The organism is Legionella sp. D16C41, assembly GCF_048541585.1.
GTDB lineage: Bacteria > Pseudomonadota > Gammaproteobacteria > Legionellales > Legionellaceae > Legionella_C.
Window position 1 is genome coordinate 126,364 of the sequence record NZ_CP183304.1, and the last position, 20,902, is coordinate 147,265.

The window sequence follows — 20,902 nt, forward strand, 5'->3', positions numbered from 1 at the left end:
ATAAACAAACGCTAAAATATTAGTAAGACTATTTTTTTCAATAACAATACTCTTGTAAGGGCATTAATCAGTTGAATCCGCGCACTTCTAGACCAGTAGAAGTCTGGTTAGAAAATTAATCAGCCTTAGTAAAATGCATCTAAAATAGAAACTATGTGAAGTATATGTGTATTGTATAAATACACTCTTTATTTAGGTAAAAAATCTAGCCAAAATTAACTTATAACGCTCTCAAAACTAATATTCTTTTAACTTTTGAGAGCTAGTATTATTAAGTAAATTTAAATGCATTGGGTGCAGAACCTAAATCTGAACTTTTCTGAGAATTAATTCCTAAAAATCCGAATTTCTTCATTGCTTGTGTAGCGCTATAACTAACTCCCCTGTCATTTTCAAACTTTTTAAGTTGCTGTGATTCTATTTCATCAAAAATTTTCTGATCATTTTCTCTTAGGTCTGATTTACTCAATTGATATTGGCTTTGCCATTCTTCTTTATTTACAACCATATCTTCAATAAAGGCACGTTTTAAATCTTTATGCAAAGTAAATTTATAAAATAAATCACCAAATGATTCCGCATGAGCCGGTCGATATTCCGGATCAAAAACGGTATCGACATCTACAGAATATGAATGAATTAACTCTCCATCTACTAAAATTTCATCAACCGGGCGCGATTCATTATTTAGCTTGTTTTTCGGGTGATGCTTAGCTATAAACGCTAGACGCATTCTAGCTTGAGCAACATTTTCTGACATAGCCATTTCACGCAGTGCATGATATACGTCATGAATAGCACCTGCAAAGGCCGTCTCCACAGGATGACCATCAATTTTTGTTCTGAAACTTCCCTGAGTATTGTTATATCTTTGATAAATATTTTCTTCTGGAAAGTACATAGCCATAGCAATTTTTCCAAAAGATTTTAAATTAGCATAATGTTCCGCTTCAATATAACCATAGGTAGGAATTAATTCCACGGGCGTTCGGCCTAATGTTTTTGCTTTAGCGTTAATTGCTGCTTGGAACATGGTGAAACTTGGGACAAGCATTATTTTTTCTTCTATGAGTCCATCATCTTTGGATTTAACCAGCCAATCTAATACACGCATACACTTTAGTACTTTTTGTATATTGGCAATAATGCTAGACCAACATCCCTCTTCAGGAGCAACTAAAATATAGAAAAATTGCTCCGTTACAGGTGCTTGAGCCATTTCATTGCAGAATTGGTCCCACTCAGCTTTATTAAAATTAAAGAAGCGTTGCATTAATGGCTTTTGCATTCGCCAGGGCATATCAGATAATGACGTGTCCTCTGTAGGCATTACAACAGTATTATAGGTAAACCTTTTAACAGAAGTTGGCATACCTTTTAAATTTGTTAAGGCAAATAGGTTAAATGTTCTTGTAAGATTACCCTCTCCATTTACATACTTATGAATAAAATAGACCATGGGCGATACATATAAAGTACGAATTGCTGAATCAAGAATATGTAATGTCGCTAATTGATTTACCGATATTTTTTTGTCTCTTAAGTTTCTTAAAGCTGCCAGAAATAACGTTCTTGACTCCTCTAGATTTACACCTACTATTGTATTTTCTGATAACTCTTGGCACAGCTTTTCAGCACGTTTAGTAACAAGTCTACTATCTAATTCATTACTAATATTTTGCCGCACTTTTGCTGGAAGTGATTGTATTAATTCATTATAGGGATCTATCTCAATCTTCGTTATAGTTGCAATATTTTGCAAGGAATTTTTCTCTAAATTATCCTCTTCTTTTTCTCTCATTAAGTACTCCTCGGTTCAATCATTGTATAACGTAAGTTTCTTTTTTTGCCATTATGGGTATTTGAAAGCCGGCGTAATTTACCATAAGCCCTATAAAAGAACTATCATAAATATTAATTTCTAATAGAAAAAACAACTGAGGAGTTAGTTGCTTTAGCGACTCGATATTTAGTATCTTCAATAAAAATTGCTAGATAATTTTTATATTTCAATCGATAGTTGCCCCATCCTTCTTGCCTCGTTTTGGGCAACATCAATTTTGATAAACCGATAGTTCTCAATTACTCTTTTCGGCAACATTTTATTTGGTGCTATAATTAACAGATAGAGTAAATTTATTCCAAGGAGGGAAAATGGCTCAGTTATTATCTCCAGGATCCTCAGCACCAAATTTTGCTCTACATGTTACTGCAGACCAAATCCTATCTTTAGACGAGCTTACGGGAAATCCAGTTATTTTAGCTTTTTATCCGGCGGATTGGAGTCCTGTGTGCAGTGATCAAATGGCTCTTTATAATGAAATTCTTCCTGAATTTCATAAATATAATGCCAAACTATTGGGTATTTCCGTAGATGGAGTTTGGTGTCATACAGCCTTTGCAGCAAATAGACACCTACATTTTCCTTTATTAGCAGATTTTGAACCTAAGGGTGGTATGGCCAAGCAATATGGTGCTTATCGAGAACAGGAAGGCGTATGTGAACGAGCTTTATTTGTCATTGACAAAAAGGGAATGATTGCTTGGAGTTATCGTTCTCCTTTGGCTGAAAATCCTGGAGCAGACGGCATCCTTGAAGCGTTAGAATCTCTTTCTACTAAGGAGCATAATAATGTCAACCTTAAAAATACCGGTGAGTGAGCAAGATCATATTCTAGGCCCTCTTGATGCGCCGTTTTCTTTAGTTGAATACGGTGATTATGAATGTCCAGCCTGCGGTCTTGCCTATCCTTCGGTAAAAGCTGTTCAAAAGACCTTGGGAGATAATCTATGTTTTGTATTTCGACATTTTCCTCTCACTGAAATCCATCCCCTTGCAGGACTTGCAGCAAGTACGGCTGAATTTGCGGCGAAATACGATCGCTTTTGGAATGTGCACGATTCAATTTATCAAAATCAAAAGTCACTATCACAAGAGTTTCTTTCTGAATTAGTTAAAAGTCAGGGGCTTGCGCTGGATGAGTTTATCGAAAATATTGAAAATGAAGTATTTGCTGAAAAAATTCGCAAAGATTTTTTTGGAGGAGTGCGCAGTGGCGTGAACGGAACCCCTACATTTTTTATTAATTCTCAAAGGTATACTGGTTCTTTTTCTTATGACGATCTCCTCTATGGAATCACAAAGGGAAAATTTTAGGCTGCGTAGAATGATCTTAGAAAATCGCAACTTAGAAGCTATTCTTTAATAACCCTATTTGTTTACAAACGAATCTATTAAAGGGGTTTATTGAGTTTCATTGTGAGCATTCGTTTTATAAAACTATCTTTTCTGAAAGTTTAATAACAAAAGGATTTTCTATCTTTGAAAAATTAGGTGTAGTTGTTGATAGATTAATTGCCATATCAATATGCCAAATATCTCTTTCAATATCTAAGTAGCGTTTGCTTATAGCAGTGAAGCCAACTGATTCATATAGAGCTTGCCGATGAGCCTGTAAACTTGTACGTGCAATACAATCAGGATAAAATTGTTTTAAGTAGTCCAGTCTTAATTTTAGCATTTGTAAGCCTACACCACAGTGCCGATGAGTGGGTGCCGAACAAACACGACTTAATATTGCTTCATTACTTTTCAAACCTGGAGGTAATAAGCGAGAATAAGCTACTAATGTATTATATTCATAGCCTAGAAAATGTATTGCCTTTTGATCCCAATTATCCAAATCAATATATGAACTTTTTTGTTCTACAATAAATACACAATTGCGTAATCTGAGAAAATCATATAATTGGTTTTTACTACATTCTTCAAAAGTTAAAACTTTCCAATTCAACATCTTTGACCATCTAATTCATACTTGAGCCAGTTTAATATACTAATCTTTCCATTGGTTCAAATGCAATTATATAAATTTTATTAAGCCTTACCTATCTAAAAAAAGTTTCTCGCTATGGTCGAATGCTTGACTCTTCCAAAGACTTAGCAAGATTATCTTCATTTTCATGAAGAAGTTTTACATAACTATATTTATCCTTAGGAGTGGTTATTTGATGATAAAAGAACATGCCTAGACCGCCACTGCTACCGCCCAATGCAACGCCGAGTCCTTGGCCAATTAAAGAACCAATTTGATAATTTAAAGTAACTGGCTCTGTGTTAATAGAGACTGTGTTAATCATATAATTTAAGGAACTATCCAAACAGTTTCCTATTAAGCTACCTAGCCACCCTCCAAAGGAGCCATAAAGATAGCCAAAGATAGCAATTGCTGTTATTCCACCTGCTACCCAAGTAGTTAAATTTATTGTCTCCTCTATAGAGAGTTTTTCATAAGATTTAATTAAATCATTTAAGTTAGCTTGTTTTTTTAAGTATTGATTAATAGTTGAAAAATAATGCTTGACTCGAAGTATTTGATGTGTACGGTGATTTACTACAACATCTATATAAGTAATAGTGTTTTGAGTAAGATAATAATTCTCTTTGCTTGTTAGGCTGAACTTTGCTAAAGATTTATTATCAAGTTTACAGTTAATCAACATGATTATTTCAGGAGGGAGTTGATTAAAATAATTGTTGTTATCTTTTTCCTTTTTTTTAAAAAAAGAAAAATAGTTTCTAAGTGTCATATTATTAGCGCATCGCTTACAAATTATAATTAATGGGCATTATATTTAAAATAAATTTATAATCAAAAACTTATTAAATTATAAAATGAATTACTAAATGGCTATAGAAAAATAGAAAAAAATTTCGATTGATATTGAAGTAAAATGTTGCTGAACGAAACATAGATTTACGTTTCATACCAGCTAACATTTTAGACAAGTCACTTACAATAACTTATTTCATCTTAATGCTTAATCAAAAACTACGGATATAAAATCTAGTAAACTTAGAACTTAATAAATAACTTTAACTTTCATCGCTCAAGATACATTATAATTATTAAGCTGGTCTTCCTTGATTAAACATCATATCGCTTTCATTTTCTAACTCAGTTTCTTCGCTCATCTCAAAAATTGCGCTAAACATTATTGGTATTATTGCTGCTATCTGTTCTTGTATATTGCTATTAGAAAGAATAACGGCAAGCGGTATTAAAAGCATATGAGATGAATCGGATGTAGGACTTACATTATCTTGCTGAGTCGGATTATTTTCAGAATGTCGCTGAATGAGAATAGGTCTGAAAAATAAATTAATATTTTGTGATGCATGAGACAATTCATCTTGCATTACTTCATTTGCCCAATTATTAATTAGATCTTCCTTAATAGATGCATTAAATTGAGCTGGTGGTACGTTATCAGGATCAAATTCAAAAAATTTTATTACATCTTCTTTACTTATTGCCTGTGTAATTAATTTGTTGTCTCGAAAAAAGACATTTTGACTAGCTGGAGTAAGCAACGAATTTATAGCAATAGGCCAGTAGGTAGTTGCGTGCGTAGTTGGATCACTAGGCAATTGATCTAGTCCGCTGGATATGGCTTTAATACTAAATTTATCATCACTAATTTTAACTAAGTAGGCAATAGTATTGTTATCTAGCTCAGTCTCTTTTTGCATAATAGGATCAAAATAAGTTGACATAATAGTAGTCCTTTCGTTTTTATCCAAGGTAAAAAGTAACTTATACAATCAAGATGATTTTTTCAATACCAACAATGTATTATTTGATCATATAGATCTTAAGCTGGCTAATAAATTCAATTAAATACTAGATAAATTAAAAAGATGTCTAATTATGATAATAGTGATGATTATAATAATTATCGTTAGGAGTCTTTTTAATTACTATATATGAAAAAACAAATAATGATAAAACTGATTTAATAGAATAAATCTATTACTATCTAACGTGGCTTACTTCGTAATTTGTAAAGTAAGCTACGTCAAAATTTACCAGCCTTATTAACATATTAAATTATTTTAGGCTTTAGCGAGTGAAGATTTAAAGGATGATACAGTTTGATTTTAAGCTAGAAGTATCTTCATTTTTTTCTTCTGATTTAGCTCGATTTATTTCCTCTAAGAATGTTTTACCTCCTGTTTTTAACTTTAACTTTGAACCGGTAAATTGTGGTACAGCTTGTGACGATGCAATAGAGCTCTCAAGTACTTCAATACCGCTATTTAAGAAATAAATGGTACGGATTTCACTGTTAACAAAACGTTGAATGTCATATTGATAGTAGTCCAGCGGATCTTTTTCTATTGTCGATAAGTTAAAAAATGAGCTTGAACTAATTTTATTTACCTCAACGTTAGTATTTTCAAACAGCGCCTTCATTGCTTTGGTAAATAAAGGTATACAAGAAGCATTATCGTTAAAGCTTCGGTAAAAGGGGCAAGCGAAAGCCTCCTCTCCAAGTTGAAAAACTATTTTCCCATCTAGGTTTTTACAAAATAGTTTACTAGCATAGAGAGATAAGGTAATGGTAGATATTTTTAAACTGTCTTTTTCAACTGTTTCGGAAGCTAGGTGATGTCGTGCTTTTAGATAAGTATTGATAGTTTCAAACAACGCTGCTGGAATTTTATCTTGGTCATTAAGCGTGAAAGGATTCTTGAAGGTAGCAGACTTCATCGCATTAAAGGTAGGTTCATCAATAAAAATTCTAAGAGAGATAGGCGTGAGATTATCTTTCAAACGACCTACATATTCAGAAACCAAATGCTTTGTATAGCTAAGTACTCCTGGAAGCTCAGTCACTTTATTTAAAGAGCGCGTTTTACCTGTAGCTTTATATTTAACCTCAACAGCGTATCGCAAGGGTTCATTAATTTGATGTTCATTATTAAAAACCTGCGGATGAACAATTCCTCGTAATCCACCACTTCCTATAAAATACTTAGTATCAGGATACTGGTCTTTTAATTCATTAAAATTTTTAATTTCTTGGTATTGAATCTTAATCCCAATAGTTTGAGCATATTCTCTAAGTGTCTTTTCTAAATCACTAATCAACACTTTAGTCGGAATTTGAGCTAAAATTTCACCAAAACCCTTACTTGTATCCATTCCTGCAAAGGAACTCTGTTCAACATACATCGCGTGGTTGCGAATAGGATTCTCATATTTTTCAAACATAAGAATCTCTTTTTCAGGAAATTGTAATTTCAACTGAATGGCAGCTAAAAGTCCGATAGGCCCAGCACCTATAAAAATAACATCATGCTTCATAAATAATCTCTTAATTATAAGGAAGGTAATAATAACAAAAGATGTAATTTTTAATAGGATTCGTATATAGCTAAGATTTTCCTTATTATTAAAGTAGTTTTAAATTTAACTTAATCTATGAAAAAAGACTGGGTAAAGATGAACTTATGTTTAGTTGGTTTTTAACTATGTTGATAATAATATCCTAGTTTAATTAATAGAGGATGCTTTCAGCTTCTAAATTTAATTAACTTACCTTTATCATCTGAAAGCGTTAATCTCTTTAAACTCATAAATTTTGAGTTAGTGTAAAAATTCATTAAGTGGAGAATCTATGTTTTGCACTATTATCGTAATTCCAATTAAGTAAAACTTACATGCTGGCGCTATAGTCATGATAGTATCCTCCTAATTTTTATTAAATCCCTTATCCTTGAGGACGTAACTGCTCAGCTTCAGATGGGTTATGTAATCTGGTATTAGCTACTTTAAAAAAAGTATGTATTGCAGAAGCAACGGATTTGGTTTCAGAATAATCTGTTAGTGCAGCACGATAAGTATATAATATAGAGGCTTGTGTGGATGGGGCGTTCGCAATGGCATCCAGAATAATTTTCTTCATTGCTGGATCAGTTTGAGCTAGTTGTTCAAATTTGTCGCTAGCTAATTTACGAGCTTCTGCTGTTTGTGCTTGATCATTGGCTGCTCGACATAGTTGAACTAGTTCATCATATAAAGCTGTTTTCATTTTTTACTCCAAATTCTATAAAAATTTTGTATATATTTTACACTATTTGGACAATACATACAATGACACTAGCTAATGCGTTATAGTCTTTTACTTAGAATAATAATTTCAGAGTTATGAAGAATTCTAAAATGATGGGTTTAAATTATTAAATAATTAAATTAGTTCATTGAATAATAAGTAATTTTATTAGCAGTGTATTTACGAAGCATTGAATCGATTATTCAACAAAAATCTTTATCTAGAACTTACAGTATGAATTGATTTTTTAGTTAATGATAAATAGACAAATTAAATTAATTCACACTGATACTACTTAGACCGCTCGAACTTCGGCAAGTCGTTTGACCGCGAATTCATCATCCCAACAAACTGCAGCTTCCCATGCAGCTGATGCTTGGGATGCAATGTCGTATCTGTTGTCATCAAGGCCAGCAGCATTATAGGGTAGCGCTAGGTCTAGATCAGGGACATCGACATGTGCCTCGTCCCAATCGATTAGGGCGACTCGATTTGCATTTATAAGGATATTGCGTGGATTGGGGTCGCCATGAACAACACAAGTTTGCCGTCCAACGAGACGCGCCCACGCCGCTCGACATCGCATAACGCCTTCGGAAGGCATCAAGTTGAGATTGATTCTTGTCCCGGTCTCGGTATACAAGAGATCAGTCGACGATCGCCAGCCTGGACGTTGTGGCCATCCTTGTGTCAACCGATGTAGCTGGTTAATTGTGTTAGCCACACTTTGCCAGTCATATTCTGTCTCTGGCGCTTTACCCTCTAGATATGTCATTACGACCATACCATTTGCAAAGAATTTCCCATTGGTTGTTGGAATTGGTACTGGTACAGTCATACCATTATTATTTAGGTGCTGAAGAAGCTCTGTTTCCCACATGAGATCTGCATCACTCCTAGTGCCAAGACGAGCGACTGCGAGGTGTCCATGAATACGCACGCTCCATACATCGTTAGCAACCCCGCCAGAAAGCGGTTTGATACGAACGACATCTTCACCCCACTGTTTGAGCACTTCCCATCCAGCTAGAAATGCTTCAGATTTTTGATCAACCATAGCCTTTATTATAAGCTCCAACTGAATAAGTAATTCAAAAGTTTTGTAAGGCCGGGACATATACTATAAATCTTCAGCAGTTCCAGGATCCACAATTTTTTAAATTAAACCTTTGTTGTATTTTTCTTTAATAAATACAAATCATTTAAACAAATAAAAATTTTTTGAAACAATTTTATTATAATTTTTAATCTTTCTTTAAATAACCATGTATGTCTAATTAAACAAAATTAAGTTCGTTGCGTTAACGAGCTGATCTGCTTTTTATTCTAATTTATAAGTTTAATTAAATTGCTAATTAGACTTATTAGTAGAAATAATCAATAATTTGTTTTCCTATTAAAGTACTGTTATAGAAAACTATAATTAACATTAAATATTACATTCAGAGTTTATGTGAGTAGCTTTTGATATCAAACAGTTCTTATCTAGCCAATTTAGCGCATAGCTCCATAGTTTTTTATATTTTGAGCTAAAAAATTTCATATGGCCTATATCTTTATAACCTAGCTTCTTTGGATCTAAAGCTATAACTTCTGACATAATCATAGGATAAACCTTTAACATATCTTGAACATTTTCATAGTTGGCAATAGGATCATCCGTTGCATATAGCCATTGCGATGGAATCTTTAACTCATTATACAAATGTCTTTGTATATCCTGCTCAAAATCCATTGCGACATATCCTTTACCGTTGCACCATTTCTGCCATTGATAAGCAACCTTTTTAGGTAATGGCTCACCCATACCTAGCCAATGAGTTTTTGTATATCCGAATAATAAGTTATTTAACGGAATAAAAATATTTAAAAATAAATAGGCTTGCAGCTTAAAAGGGTAATGCATATTAGATAAACTTCCGGAAGAGGAAGCAAAATTGAACATAGAGCTAATATCTTTCGCATTACTCATGAGACCAGCTAACTGCCCGCCTGCGCTGTGTCCTATTAAATGATACGATACAGAAGGAAATAGCTCTTGAAGCTTTTCTAAAACTGCAGGCATATCTAAACTTCCCCAATCTATTAAAGATGCATTGACATCCTTAATTGAATGGTTCACTGAATCTCCAATTCCTCGATTATCAAAGCAAATGACACCATAATTATGTTCAGCCAAATAAGAAGCAAATGAATTATAAAATACTCGCTTAATACCTGTAGCAGGAGCAATCATTATTGCACCTTTAACTAGATCTGGTTTATATAAAGTGCCTGCTAATACAAATCCATCTTTACATAAAATATTAATTTGAGTTTTTTCCATTAACAATCCTTTTGATTAAATAATAATTTAATCATTAATAGTGCATTTTAAAGTTCTTTAATCAAACATAGCTAGCCTATTTCATATCCTGAAATATTTTATTACTAATGTCTCGATTAACCATACTATTACCTTCTATTTTGCTTGCATTCAACTTTTAAAATCCGCGCAAGCGCTGTAATTCGTTTCTTTTTCTCAAGCGTTAAACTATCTTATACACTTTTTCTATAGCAGTGCTTGCGGCTCCTGTATCGCGTCTTTATCGAGCGATTTAGCGGCAATCCAAGAATAGACTAAAAACCCTTATCTTTATCAATAAATAATTATCTAAATATTTTATAGCGTAAACAGCAGAAACTCCTTTATTAATAAAAGCAAATGGAATTTCTACTATAAAATTTTACATACTTTTTATGGGCTGTATTGACCGCTAATTTGATAGTTATTCTGATTAGACCTATCATTAATTAAATAAATCTGGTTCTGGCTTACCTCTTTGAACTTGGGCTGCAACAAAAATAGCAGCTTCTAAAAAAATTTAAATTGATTTGTTAACAGTCGAAAATAAGTAATTTATCCATTTTTACCTAATTGAGCAGAGAGTAGAATTATCTTCTTGTTACTTAATAATCATCTTATTCAATGATTTTCTCGTGTTAAATTCAATCAATTGTGTTATTATATGCACTTAAGGTTATTATAAAATAATTGGTGTATTAATCCTATTATTCTCTGGTTTAAGCAATGTTGTTCAATATTTATCTTAATTAATTAAGATTCACATAATTATATATCTTCTCCCCTACTCCCTTTCTCTAAGGAAAAATCAATGATATCAATTCATCCCCATATAGAAGCTAACACAATTTTTAATAAACAGAGGGATATATCTCAGGTAATAAGTAAAATAAAATTTATGTTTTATGCAATATGCCCAGATGACGTTTTAGATTATCGTGGTATTTATAAAGATGATTTACTGATAATACATAAAAAAGAGGCGCAGAATGGTGATATAGTATTAGCGCTAGAAGAAGATGAATTAATCCTTCGAGTTTTAAAGCAGACGGAAACTCATTTAACATTAGTTTCCCAACACGACAGTTATGAGTCTATTTCTTTGGATTCTAATCCAACCATTACTATTGTTGGTGTAGTAGCTTATGTCATGCTTCCTATCTGATTTATTGATTTGTCCTATTGCTTCTAATACTAGACTATATACAGCACTCTTAATTACATAAAAAGCGACCTCCCTTTAAAGGGGAGTGCTTCTTGCTATTATCATATGGAGAAAAAAATAGCTTAGAAAAAACTAACTTTTGGATTTAAAAAATCTATTTCTATTGGATATACATAAATTTAATAACATATATAGTCCATTTTTTATCTTAAAAAGCGCTCTGCAAGCGCCATCAACGCCTAATAATCTCTTAATAATTTTAACATATAATAAAACACTCTGTTTAATTTAAAATTATTATATTTTAATCATGGCTATTGAAATTAATTTAGAAAATTTATCCGAAGAAGCTCAACGGGCTTTATGTACTTATATTTCAGACAATAGTCCTGAATTTTTAATGACTAAAACAGTATATAAATTAGCCTCAGATACCCCTGATAATTTTTATCTCAAAAATAATTTAATTATCGATGAGGAAAATAGTTCACCTGAAATTAGGCGATATTTTATAATTTCGAAAAAAGAAGATGATCTACTAGGAGAAGGGACATTTAGTAAGGTTAGGGCCATTTCAGGTGCTATAGAGGTAGACCTTACTAAACGAACTATACTTTATACTGAATGCAAAGATAAAGCAGTTAAAATTAAAAATCCAAAGTGGGCTCAGGAAAAACATAACAGTGAAAATACTAAATATAGGCATTCAGAGGCTGTCAAAGATTATGAAACTCACAAGGATTTTAGTCACTTTGGGATGCAAAAACCAATTAAAGTTAAACGTACTTGTGGTGCAAAATTCTTTAAAAAAAGTTATTCTGTTGTAAATAAGTTTCCTGGGCAAGATTTGGATAACGAATTAGTTGATTTTATTAACTATGTTAGGCCAAATTTAAATCAAATAATTACAAGTGTCATTATCCCTCTATTAGAAGCATATAAATCGCAAATAAGTGATAAAGGGTATGTCCATAGAGATATAAAAGTAGGAAATATTAGGGCTTACATCACTACTGTAAATTCTACTATAAATTTTCTAGACCTTGATAAAAGTCAAAAATTAGGAACTGAAGATAGTGTATTTGGAACACCTGGTTACGTGCCATTAGAAGTGTTTAATGATTCTCCGCCTGCACTATCAATTACAAGAGATATGTTTGCCTTAGGTGTAGTATTAATGGCCTGTATTAATCCTAATCTAGAACCAGATCAGCTATTCTATGATCTCGGGGCTAAAGACACTCAAGAAGCTTTTAATTTATCATTATCACTTCAGGCGTCCGAATCTTATCACCCTATTCAGCTACTAGCGATGCTCTCCAAAACTAAAGAGGATTTTTTTACCTATGTATTAGATGTACAAGAGGAAGAGGCAGAAAAGGTAATCAATATTATAAATAATATGTTGTCCAGTGATCCTAAGAATAGACCTGCTGATACTGATGCAGTAATTCAAAAATTTAAAGAAATTAAAGATGATTTAGAACAACATAGATCTTTAACTACGTTCAGCAAGGCATAACAGCTATTATCAGGCATCTATTTATTAGATAAATTTATATTGTTTTTAAAGCGCTGCTGCAAAAACGGATGTTAGTTTATAAGCTTAACCAATTTAAGTTTTTTTAGTTACGATTTTAGTTCTTTCATCAATAAAGCGCCTGTTTATAATTGCCCTTAAAGTTGTTGCATTAATGTGTTGAATCCAGAGCATTAATAAATTGATAAATAATTATAGCCAATCTAATAAGCTTTATTGTCCACTATGAGATAATAGTAAATTTATATGGAAAAGATGACTTCACTGTAGGGCGAGCATAAATTGGAAATCAATAAAAACCTCTACTGTGCATAATTTAATCTCTTAGAAATAAAATCCTTTTAGCGCAGACATTATCAAATTTTCAAGTTATCATTTTGCAGCTTTTAGTATTCAAAGGATGAATCTTTAATGAAACGATTTCGCTATTTTTTTACTTCATTCATTTTATTAGTGACTCAGGCTAAAGTTGCATATAGCGGTTTATTTTTTAATATTTCAGCAACTGGAGGAGCACCAGGAGCATTACCAATTACACTTTGTCTTAATGGACAAGGACCTGTATCTTGTCAAAATTATATTATTAATAATTTAAATTTAAATATAAAAACAACTATACCTAATCGCCCTTACCTTACAGCAGGCATAAAAATTAATACCCCAGGTTTTCACTTATCTGGTTGTGTACCAATAAATAATGGTTATTGTTTATTTACAGTAAGTGATCAAGTTGCAGCCAATATTAATATTACTTATAGTAATAATGCAAATGCTCCTTGGTATCCTTCTTTAGAAGCTTTCGAGCATTACAACTCTGGCCGTTCTCATGTGTTTTCCCAGGCAATTTTTTCCGGATCGATGGCTGGTAATAATACAGTAAGATACGCTTATTCTCCGGCAATTTATCCATCCGGTTATAATATGTCTTATCTTAATGCTAATCTTGCTTATATTTATGGTGGTGGTTATGGTGATGTTCCAGGTTCAATTGGCGCTTATGTAGCTCAGATAAACCCTCTGACACTTCAACCCATTTGGTACAATCAGTTAATTAATACCAGTGCAAATGGCGAATGGGATTATCCCGGATCATTAGGTATTTTAGATGATGGATATCTTTATGTAAGTTACGGTTACCGCTTAACAAAGCTTAATCCAGCGACAGGGGCTATCATTGCAACTTTAGTACTTCCAACTGGTGGTGGACTACCTCAAAATACCTCATTTAATGGCTTTAACGCTACAGCTGACGGATTCATCGTGATGAAATCAGTATACCGTCAGGCCGGCTGCACTATTCAAGGTCCTAATGCATTATTAGATTGTCCAGACCCAACTGATGTTCCACCTTCTATTTTAGTTTCGGTTAATCCGAAAACAATGCAAGTAGTTGATAATATTACTTTGCCTGCACCGGTTGGAGCAAGGCCAACAGTAACGCAATATCAAAACAAAAATTACGTTTATTTACTTGAAAGCACAACAGCTATTCGTTACATAGTTCAGGGAGGTGTTTTCAGATTAGATTCATCTTGGAATCCAGGAACTATTACCTTGCCGGGCCAAACCCTTTGCACCTCATTCGTAGTAGTAAATGATTGGGTTGTAGCTCAAACTAATACCCTACCTTCGGCAACAGCCTTAAGTGTGATTAGTATTAATCAAGGCAATGCAGCGAATCAATTTTCTATCCAACCATTTTCAGGATATCCTATTCCACCTCTGATTGCCTTAGCTTTTTCTAATGCTGCTCCAGGTGGAACAGCAGCAATAAGTTGGGCACCTATGTCTGTTTCTGGCGATCCCGCTTCCAATATAATTTATGCCAGTGATTCTTTACCTGGTAAAATTGCTGCCATCAGTGTTTCTCAAAGTGGATTAAATGTGCTCTGGGTAGCCAACCAAAGAACAACCGAATTCACAACACTTATTAATCCTGCAACTAATCGTGTATTAGTTGGTACAGATATCCCTGAGGGAGAAATCCCGGGTAATAACCAATATGATTACGTTGTTTGGCGAAATGCTCTCACAGGAGTAGAGATTGCACGCTCGCCAATACTTCCTGCTATGACGCAAGGCACTATGGTCCAACCCTATTACTTTGGAGCTATGTTTTATGAAGGACAAGCCGGAACGTTGATTAATCTATTACCCTTATCAACCACTCTGTAACAAGAAAATAGATTTAGAATAATAATTTATTAACCTACTTGTTTCCTTTCAAGTAGGTAATTTCTGCAGTAATCAGGTTAATTTGCAGCCTATTGAGATTGAAGGGCTAATTGGCGATAATTTTACTGTAATAGAAACTCAGGATTTAAATGCTTTTGTAAGGCTTGGGTAGTGTATGGGCGGTCAAGATATCAAAAGACTTTAGAGGAAATTTAAATTTAATGAATAAATTAACTGGAAAATGTTTGTGTGGAAAAATTGCTTATGAGATTAAAGGACCATTAGGACCTATAGTTAATTGCCATTGCTCTAAATGTAGACAATGGCATGGTGCGGCTTTTAGAACACGTTGTACTGTTGAAAGTAAAAATTTCATCTGGATAAGGGGTGAAGAATACTTGTCTAAATTCCCTTCTTCTGAAAAAGTTATAAAAACATTTTGTAAAATATGTGGCTCTAATTTAATAAGTCTGTATAAAGATACACCTGAGTATATTGGTTTACCCATTGGAGGACTTGAACAAGATCCTGGCAGTCGCCCAATAGCTAACATTTTTGTTGCTTCTAAATCACCTTGGTATGAAATTACAGATAATTTACCGCAATACGATGAACTTCCAAACAAGGATATTGATACCATTTTACCTGAGAGAAAAAAATAAATAGTATAAAATGATAACTATAATTTGCATTCATTATTAATTTGAATAAGCCTTTAACTGTCTATTTAAATGCTACTCAAAATGATTAATTAAATTTTAAGCTTAGGTCGAACAGCACTTAGGCCGCCATCTACGGCAAGAACTTGACCAGTTATCCAATTATTACTGGGATTAAGAAAAAATAAAATGGCTCTTGCAACATCTACAGGTTCTCCAGCTCGTCCCAATGCATGCATAGAAATTGATACTTTAGCCACTAATTCATTAGAGAATAAGGGAGCAGTTAGAGGAGTCTTAACCATACCAGGAGCCACTACGTTAATGCGCAAATTAGAAGAGGCATAAGTTGCAGCAGCCGATTGGGCTAAACCGATAATTCCCGCTTTAGCTGCTGCAATAGCTTCATGATTAGCCAATCCAGTCAACGCAGCTGCTGAGGAAATCAGTACTACCGAGCCACCATGCCTCATTCGTTTTCCTGCAGCACGAATAACAGCAAACGATGTAGTTAATGAAGCATTTATGGTGTTTTGAAATTCTTCAAAACTTGTGACATGAGCACTTTTAAGTAATAAAGAGCCTGCACAATTTACAACTCCATCCAGGTTACCTACTTGCTCAAATACCTTATCAACTGCATCAAAATCAGTGGCATCCAGGATAAAATCTGGTTTTATTTTATCTTGGTTACGCGCAGTGGTTAAAACTTCATTTCCTTGTTGTTTGAGAAGTTCGCTAACCGCCTGACCAATCGCACTACTTGCTGCAATAATTAAGTACCGAGCCATAATATATTTTCCCTTTACATTAAAATCCCGTAAGAAATTTACGCTCTCATTGTGATAACACTGAAGCTCATAATAAATTTTGAATTAATAATATTATTGACAATAAACTCATAGTAGTAAAAGTGCATATCATACCGCAAATCCGCCAAAATGGATTTGAGACTAGTTTACCATCCTTATATTGCTCAGAAGAAAGCAAGCTATATGCATGCATAATTCGACCAATTACGAAAAAAATAGCTATTATGTGGATACTCCAATGAGGCAATTTATTATATTCTGCATAGCCCAATAATATAAGAAACAAAGGGGTATACTCAATAAAGTTTGCTTGAGCCCGGACTCTTCTCTTCATTTCCACATTATCAAAATCTCCTAGGCCGATAGAAATCTTTCTTCGTCCTTTAATAACATGTATTGAAAGTCCTATTAGCATTAAGGTAAGCAAAGCACTGTAAAGAGGTGTTATCATATATTCTTATATTCCTCTATTTTAAATAAATATCGACACTTTTATCTGACGCAAAACTTAGTGAGTAATTTGTCTTCTTACAAAGCGTCATAAACCAACTAATATATTTTACTGACTACTAAATAGCCTCTTCTTAAACGGCTATTAAAAAAATTAAAATATTATGCAAATTAGCAACCTAATTTGTAAAGTTGCAAAAGGTGGCTAAATCAATATTGCTGCCACAAAAAACAATTCCTATTCTTTTTCCTTGCAGTTCACCATTTGCAAGTTGAAGGCACGCGGCAATACTAGCCGCACAGGCTGGTTCTACCATCATCTTAAGTTCTTCTGCAATTATTTTCATGGCTGTAATCAGTTCTTTATCGCTTACTTTTATTAATTTATCAACGTTTTGCTTGCATAGTTGAAAACTATATGGTTCTGCTTTAGGTGCGCCTAAGCTATCTGCTATAGTCTGGACTTTATCGATAGCTATAGGTTTATTAGCCATAAAGCTTCTATACATAGTATCTGCCCCTTCTGGCTCAACCCCATAAATTTTACAAGAAGGCTGAATTTGCTTAAAGGCATTTGAAACGCCGGCACATAAGCCGCCGCCCCCAATAGCAATAATGACTGCATCTAATCCCTGAATCTGCTCAGCAAATTCTAACCCTAATGTAGCTGTTCCTAGTGCTGTTTGATATCCTTCAAAAGGATGAACTAATGTCCGAGATTCATTTTTTACAATTTCATGAACTAAAAGAAAGCCTTCATGGACATCGTTGGAAAAAATGATTTCTGCACCATAAGCTTGGCAACGTTGAATTCGAAAAGGATTAGCGGTTTTTGGAATAACTACCTTTGCATGGCTACCTAATATTTTAGCAGCATAAGCAACCGCAATGGCATGATTCCCTGCACTTATAGCAGTAACACCTTTCTTTAATTCCTCAGCACTTAAAGACATCATGTTTAATAAAGCACCACGAGGCTTAAAACAACCACCATACTGCAAGGTTTCAAGCTTTAAAAATAACTGTGTTTTTATTCCAAAAAGTTGATCTTTTTCTTGCCCTTTCCACTCCCAAACAGGAGTGAGTAAAATTTTATCACCCAAACATATTTTGGCTTTCCGGATATCCTCAAGATTTGGAATTTTTATTTTCTTAGTCATAACGACTCATACCTTTTAGGAAATCATCTCTAAAGATAAGCTTTTTTATAAAAAAATTATAGCCAGATAAAAAATTATGTGCTGAAAAAGCTACAGTAAATTTTAATTAATTTTGAAAAGAAGCGTTAGAAATTAACTATTATTTAGGCCTATACATCATTCAAAATCAACATAACTTGCATGATTTTAAATTTGCCATCACAATTTGGAGTTTTGGAACAAAGTACTCCTCACTTATAACACGAATTAATAGCCATTTTCTTAGGAACTCCCTATATGAACTCTGAGAATAAAGCAAAAAAACAAACCGGCACCTGTTTATGCGGTAAAGTTACCTATGAAATTGAAGGAGAATTTGACTTATTTTTATTTTGCCATTGTACATATTGTCGAAAAGACACAGGCACCATACATGGCGCAAATTTAATATCCTATACGGCAAAAATTCACTGGTTAAGTGGTAAAGATAATACAAAAATTTATAATTTAGCAGGAACTAGGCATACAAAGTGCTTTTGCCAAAACTGTGGCTCAGCTCTACCCTATATGTATAATGACAAAATGCTTGTTTTACCTGCTGGAAGTATCGAATTTGAACCACCAATCGCTCCTACTGCACATATCTTTTATCAAAGTAGAGCTAAATGGGAAGATAGTTTAGCCGAAGTCCAAAAATTTGATCAATTTCCAAATAGCTAAGTATACACTTACTGATTGATAAACCCCTTTTATAAATTCTTTATTTTGCAATCTCAGTCAAAAGTGCTGAGATAACTGATTCCTCCGCTAGCATTGAATGCCCAAGCCCTAAAATCTTTCGCTCACGCAGATGAGGTAAAAGTTGTTTAACTCGCCTCACATCCTCATCTGAAATCATGCTACTTAACTGCGCTTCTCCTCGCAGCAGTAAAAACGGACATTTAATTAAGGGAGTTAACTGCTCAATGTTGAAGCCTTCAATCATTTTTTCGTGCTGATTTATTGTTATTTCAATAATACTAGGATCACACAAGCTCATGCCTATGCTGGATGCATCATCATTTATTGCTGCATATAATTGCTCGATTTGATTAGTTTGACGGTAATGCAAAATTTTTTGACCGAATTCTTTTTGAGATTCAATAATAGGTGTTAATGTTTTTAACGTTAACGGCGAGTCTAGTACAATAAGTTCTCGGACTAATTCAGGGTAATAGGCTGCGACCATTAAAGCAATCATACCGCCTAGGGAATATCCCAATAAAGTCACAGTTTCATTAATTCTTCCGCTAAGAAACGAAACAACATCTTGAAAGTGCGTTTCTAATAAATACGAGTCAGGAACATGTGAAGATTTACCATGTCCTCGCAAATCCATAGCAAAAATGTGTTTGGTTTTAGAAAGCTCTTTTATAAGCAAGGAAAAGGTCTGCCAACGTCCCATGTTGCCGTGAAGAAGTAAAACCGGCGCACCGTTTTTAGGGCCTTCGAAATAATTAAGACTTACCGATTGGTTAGTATAAAATAATTCTGTCAAAATATAACTCTTAGCTAAAATTTTAAGTAGTATAACAAATAATTAGACAGTTAAAAGTGAAGCTTGCGTATTTACAATTTCAAAAGTAATTATACATAGCAATATTGTGTTCATATCGAAGTATGCCCTACCTATGGGTACCTATGTAACTTTTTGAGAATTTTTATGAAAGTTTTTGCATTATTAATGGCATAACCTTCGCGATCATTATTAAAATAAGCCCAAATTCGTTTGGCACCACTTTGAACAATCCTTGCGGCCCAAGTCGTGAGTTCATTCTCGCTGTAATCATACCAATACCACTTTTCTTTACCGTGGAAACGAATATAAACCTCATCTGTTGTAGCAACTAACTCATCAGGCAAACTGGGACTACTGCACGAACAAAAAATGATACCCGCTTGGCGAAAAGCGGTATAAACTTCTTCATTCCACCAGCTAATATGCCGGAATTCAACAACATTGCGCCGTCGTGGATCTAGTTGAATGACAATCTTGTGTAATCGCTCGGGAGTATAGTGAAAGCTTGGAGGTAATTGATAAAGAAAGCACCCCATGCGGGCTTGTAGTAAATCAGCAATATAGCCAAAATCATAGATTAATGTTTCTGTATCAATAAAACGTTTTATATGGGTAATTAGTTCACAAACTTTTACAGTATAAATAAATTCTTTATGAGCTGCTTGACGTTGCCATGCAGCTACATTAGCAAGTGTTGGCCAGGAATAAAAAGGGGCATTTAATTCCACTGTTTTAAAATTATCGCTGTAGTAGTTAAACCAGTTAGTAGTGGGCATATCTGTTGAATAAAACTGGCCTCGCCAATGCCAGTAAAACCAACCTGAGCAGCCAATATTTATAGCTGGCAGCTCTGTAGTATGACAAGCTATATCAGCTGCCGCAATACGCGCGGAATGCATTTTTTGTGCGCGACTAATATTAGCTTCACGCTGTTTCTGTCTACGAGCTTCGCGTTTGGCCCGGCGCTCAGCTCGTTCCCAATCCTTTTCTTTTGTCAACTTAACGATTCCTTATCTATTCTTTAAAAATTTTTAATACTTTCTGAGACGCTGTCAATAATCAACCTCTATAGTTCATTATCATAAAAATTTCTCTACCCCGTTAAAGACTATAAATTTCTAATAATCTTCACCGCTTTTAAAGATAAAACTTATTAGATTT

General features: G+C 33.8%; 20 protein-coding genes. 7 read left to right on the top strand and 13 right to left on the bottom strand.

What is annotated here, in order from left to right:
• Positions 1-271: 271 nt before the first annotated feature.
• Positions 272-1,801, bottom strand: coding sequence for a hypothetical protein (locus ACNVED_RS15285; protein ID WP_419421231.1), 1,530 nt, complete (start codon positions 1,799-1,801; stop codon positions 272-274).
• A gap of 353 nt (positions 1,802-2,154) precedes the next feature.
• Between ACNVED_RS15285 and ACNVED_RS15290 the strand changes: the two genes are divergently transcribed.
• Both ACNVED_RS15290 and ACNVED_RS15295 read left to right on the top strand, forming a co-directional pair.
• The gene (locus ACNVED_RS15290) at positions 2,155-2,661 is read left to right on the top strand and encodes a redoxin domain-containing protein (RefSeq protein ID WP_419421232.1); all 507 of its coding nucleotides are present in this window, start codon (positions 2,155-2,157) and stop codon (positions 2,659-2,661) included.
• On the top strand, positions 2,633-3,157 hold the full coding sequence (locus ACNVED_RS15295; protein WP_419421233.1) for a DsbA family protein: 525 nt from the start codon (positions 2,633-2,635) through the stop codon (positions 3,155-3,157). Before ACNVED_RS15290 ends, ACNVED_RS15295 begins: the two co-directional genes overlap by 29 nt.
• Before the next feature lie 115 nt (positions 3,158-3,272).
• Here the strand turns inward: ACNVED_RS15295 and ACNVED_RS15300 are convergent, their stop codons facing one another.
• The 7 genes from ACNVED_RS15300 to ACNVED_RS15330 all read right to left on the bottom strand — a co-directional run bounded on the left by ACNVED_RS15300 (position 3,273) and on the right by ACNVED_RS15330 (position 10,225).
• A complete protein-coding gene (locus tag ACNVED_RS15300; protein ID WP_419421234.1) occupies positions 3,273-3,797 on the bottom strand; it encodes a GNAT family N-acetyltransferase in 525 nt (174 codons plus the stop codon).
• Between the two features lie 112 nt (positions 3,798-3,909).
• Complete coding sequence (locus ACNVED_RS15305; RefSeq protein ID WP_419421235.1) at positions 3,910-4,590, bottom strand: hypothetical protein; 681 nt, start codon at positions 4,588-4,590, stop codon at positions 3,910-3,912.
• Positions 4,591-4,909: 319 nt separating this feature from the next.
• The gene (locus ACNVED_RS15310; protein WP_419421236.1) at positions 4,910-5,557 is read right to left on the bottom strand and encodes a hypothetical protein; all 648 of its coding nucleotides are present in this window, start codon (positions 5,555-5,557) and stop codon (positions 4,910-4,912) included.
• Between the two features lie 361 nt (positions 5,558-5,918).
• Positions 5,919-7,151: a hypothetical protein gene (locus ACNVED_RS15315; RefSeq protein WP_419421237.1), complete on the bottom strand. Its 1,233-nt coding sequence runs from the start codon at positions 7,149-7,151 to the stop codon at positions 5,919-5,921.
• Between the two features lie 406 nt (positions 7,152-7,557).
• The gene (locus ACNVED_RS15320; RefSeq protein WP_419421238.1) at positions 7,558-7,878 is read right to left on the bottom strand and encodes a hypothetical protein; all 321 of its coding nucleotides are present in this window, start codon (positions 7,876-7,878) and stop codon (positions 7,558-7,560) included.
• 316 nt (positions 7,879-8,194) lie between these two features.
• On the bottom strand, positions 8,195-8,956 hold the full coding sequence (locus tag ACNVED_RS15325; RefSeq protein WP_419421408.1) for a phosphotransferase: 762 nt from the start codon (positions 8,954-8,956) through the stop codon (positions 8,195-8,197).
• A gap of 372 nt (positions 8,957-9,328) precedes the next feature.
• Positions 9,329-10,225, bottom strand: a complete 897-nt coding sequence (locus tag ACNVED_RS15330) for an alpha/beta fold hydrolase (RefSeq protein WP_419421239.1) — start codon at positions 10,223-10,225, stop codon at positions 9,329-9,331.
• A gap of 916 nt (positions 10,226-11,141) precedes the next feature.
• Here ACNVED_RS15330 and ACNVED_RS15335 point away from each other — a divergent pair.
• The 4 genes from ACNVED_RS15335 (at position 11,142) to ACNVED_RS15350 (ending at position 15,785) form a co-directional block, all read left to right on the top strand.
• Positions 11,142-11,408, top strand: coding sequence for a LexA family protein (locus ACNVED_RS15335; protein ID WP_419421240.1), 267 nt, complete (start codon positions 11,142-11,144; stop codon positions 11,406-11,408).
• Between the two features lie 310 nt (positions 11,409-11,718).
• Positions 11,719-12,930, top strand: coding sequence for a protein kinase domain-containing protein (locus tag ACNVED_RS15340; RefSeq protein WP_419421241.1), 1,212 nt, complete (start codon positions 11,719-11,721; stop codon positions 12,928-12,930).
• Between the two features lie 429 nt (positions 12,931-13,359).
• A complete protein-coding gene (locus tag ACNVED_RS15345) occupies positions 13,360-15,123 on the top strand; it encodes a hypothetical protein (RefSeq protein WP_419421242.1) in 1,764 nt (587 codons plus the stop codon).
• A 221-nt stretch (positions 15,124-15,344) separates the two neighbouring features.
• Positions 15,345-15,785, top strand: coding sequence for a GFA family protein (locus ACNVED_RS15350; protein ID WP_419421243.1), 441 nt, complete (start codon positions 15,345-15,347; stop codon positions 15,783-15,785).
• A gap of 89 nt (positions 15,786-15,874) precedes the next feature.
• Here the strand turns inward: ACNVED_RS15350 and ACNVED_RS15355 are convergent, their stop codons facing one another.
• The 3 genes from ACNVED_RS15355 to ACNVED_RS15365 form a co-directional block, all read right to left on the bottom strand.
• Positions 15,875-16,573 (bottom strand): SDR family NAD(P)-dependent oxidoreductase, encoded by a 699-nt coding sequence (locus ACNVED_RS15355; RefSeq protein ID WP_419421244.1) that lies wholly within the window; start codon positions 16,571-16,573, stop codon positions 15,875-15,877.
• A 67-nt stretch (positions 16,574-16,640) separates the two neighbouring features.
• Positions 16,641-17,045 (bottom strand): MAPEG family protein, encoded by a 405-nt coding sequence (locus tag ACNVED_RS15360; RefSeq protein ID WP_419421245.1) that lies wholly within the window; start codon positions 17,043-17,045, stop codon positions 16,641-16,643.
• Positions 17,046-17,223: 178 nt separating this feature from the next.
• On the bottom strand, positions 17,224-18,204 hold the full coding sequence (locus ACNVED_RS15365; RefSeq protein WP_419421246.1) for a threonine ammonia-lyase: 981 nt from the start codon (positions 18,202-18,204) through the stop codon (positions 17,224-17,226).
• Between the two features lie 276 nt (positions 18,205-18,480).
• Here ACNVED_RS15365 and ACNVED_RS15370 point away from each other — a divergent pair, with 276 nt between their 5' ends.
• Positions 18,481-18,903, top strand: coding sequence for a GFA family protein (locus ACNVED_RS15370; protein ID WP_419421247.1), 423 nt, complete (start codon positions 18,481-18,483; stop codon positions 18,901-18,903).
• A gap of 40 nt (positions 18,904-18,943) precedes the next feature.
• Here ACNVED_RS15370 and ACNVED_RS15375 read toward each other — a convergent pair whose 3' ends face one another.
• Both ACNVED_RS15375 and ACNVED_RS15380 read right to left on the bottom strand, forming a co-directional pair.
• Complete coding sequence (locus tag ACNVED_RS15375) at positions 18,944-19,720, bottom strand: alpha/beta fold hydrolase (protein WP_419421248.1); 777 nt, start codon at positions 19,718-19,720, stop codon at positions 18,944-18,946.
• A gap of 131 nt (positions 19,721-19,851) precedes the next feature.
• On the bottom strand, positions 19,852-20,739 hold the full coding sequence (locus ACNVED_RS15380; RefSeq protein ID WP_419421249.1) for a DUF72 domain-containing protein: 888 nt from the start codon (positions 20,737-20,739) through the stop codon (positions 19,852-19,854).
• Positions 20,740-20,902 lie beyond the last annotated feature (163 nt).

Coding starts and splice junctions, on each gene's coding strand:
- ACNVED_RS15285 (WP_419421231.1), bottom strand. CDS start 1,801: ATGAGAGAAAAAGAAGAGGATAATTTAGAGAAAAATTCCTTGCAAAAT.
- ACNVED_RS15290 (WP_419421232.1), top strand. CDS start 2,155: ATGGCTCAGTTATTATCTCCAGGATCCTCAGCACCAAATTTTGCTCTA.
- ACNVED_RS15295 (WP_419421233.1), top strand. CDS start 2,633: ATGTCAACCTTAAAAATACCGGTGAGTGAGCAAGATCATATTCTAGGC.
- ACNVED_RS15300 (WP_419421234.1), bottom strand. CDS start 3,797: ATGTTGAATTGGAAAGTTTTAACTTTTGAAGAATGTAGTAAAAACCAA.
- ACNVED_RS15305 (WP_419421235.1), bottom strand. CDS start 4,590: ATGACACTTAGAAACTATTTTTCTTTTTTTAAAAAAAAGGAAAAAGAT.
- ACNVED_RS15310 (WP_419421236.1), bottom strand. CDS start 5,557: ATGTCAACTTATTTTGATCCTATTATGCAAAAAGAGACTGAGCTAGAT.
- ACNVED_RS15315 (WP_419421237.1), bottom strand. CDS start 7,151: ATGAAGCATGATGTTATTTTTATAGGTGCTGGGCCTATCGGACTTTTA.
- ACNVED_RS15320 (WP_419421238.1), bottom strand. CDS start 7,878: ATGAAAACAGCTTTATATGATGAACTAGTTCAACTATGTCGAGCAGCC.
- ACNVED_RS15325 (WP_419421408.1), bottom strand. CDS start 8,956: ATGGTTGATCAAAAATCTGAAGCATTTCTAGCTGGATGGGAAGTGCTC.
- ACNVED_RS15330 (WP_419421239.1), bottom strand. CDS start 10,225: ATGGAAAAAACTCAAATTAATATTTTATGTAAAGATGGATTTGTATTA.
- ACNVED_RS15335 (WP_419421240.1), top strand. CDS start 11,142: ATGTTTTATGCAATATGCCCAGATGACGTTTTAGATTATCGTGGTATT.
- ACNVED_RS15340 (WP_419421241.1), top strand. CDS start 11,719: ATGGCTATTGAAATTAATTTAGAAAATTTATCCGAAGAAGCTCAACGG.
- ACNVED_RS15345 (WP_419421242.1), top strand. CDS start 13,360: ATGAAACGATTTCGCTATTTTTTTACTTCATTCATTTTATTAGTGACT.
- ACNVED_RS15350 (WP_419421243.1), top strand. CDS start 15,345: ATGAATAAATTAACTGGAAAATGTTTGTGTGGAAAAATTGCTTATGAG.
- ACNVED_RS15355 (WP_419421244.1), bottom strand. CDS start 16,573: ATGGCTCGGTACTTAATTATTGCAGCAAGTAGTGCGATTGGTCAGGCG.
- ACNVED_RS15360 (WP_419421245.1), bottom strand. CDS start 17,045: ATGATAACACCTCTTTACAGTGCTTTGCTTACCTTAATGCTAATAGGA.
- ACNVED_RS15365 (WP_419421246.1), bottom strand. CDS start 18,204: ATGACTAAGAAAATAAAAATTCCAAATCTTGAGGATATCCGGAAAGCC.
- ACNVED_RS15370 (WP_419421247.1), top strand. CDS start 18,481: ATGAACTCTGAGAATAAAGCAAAAAAACAAACCGGCACCTGTTTATGC.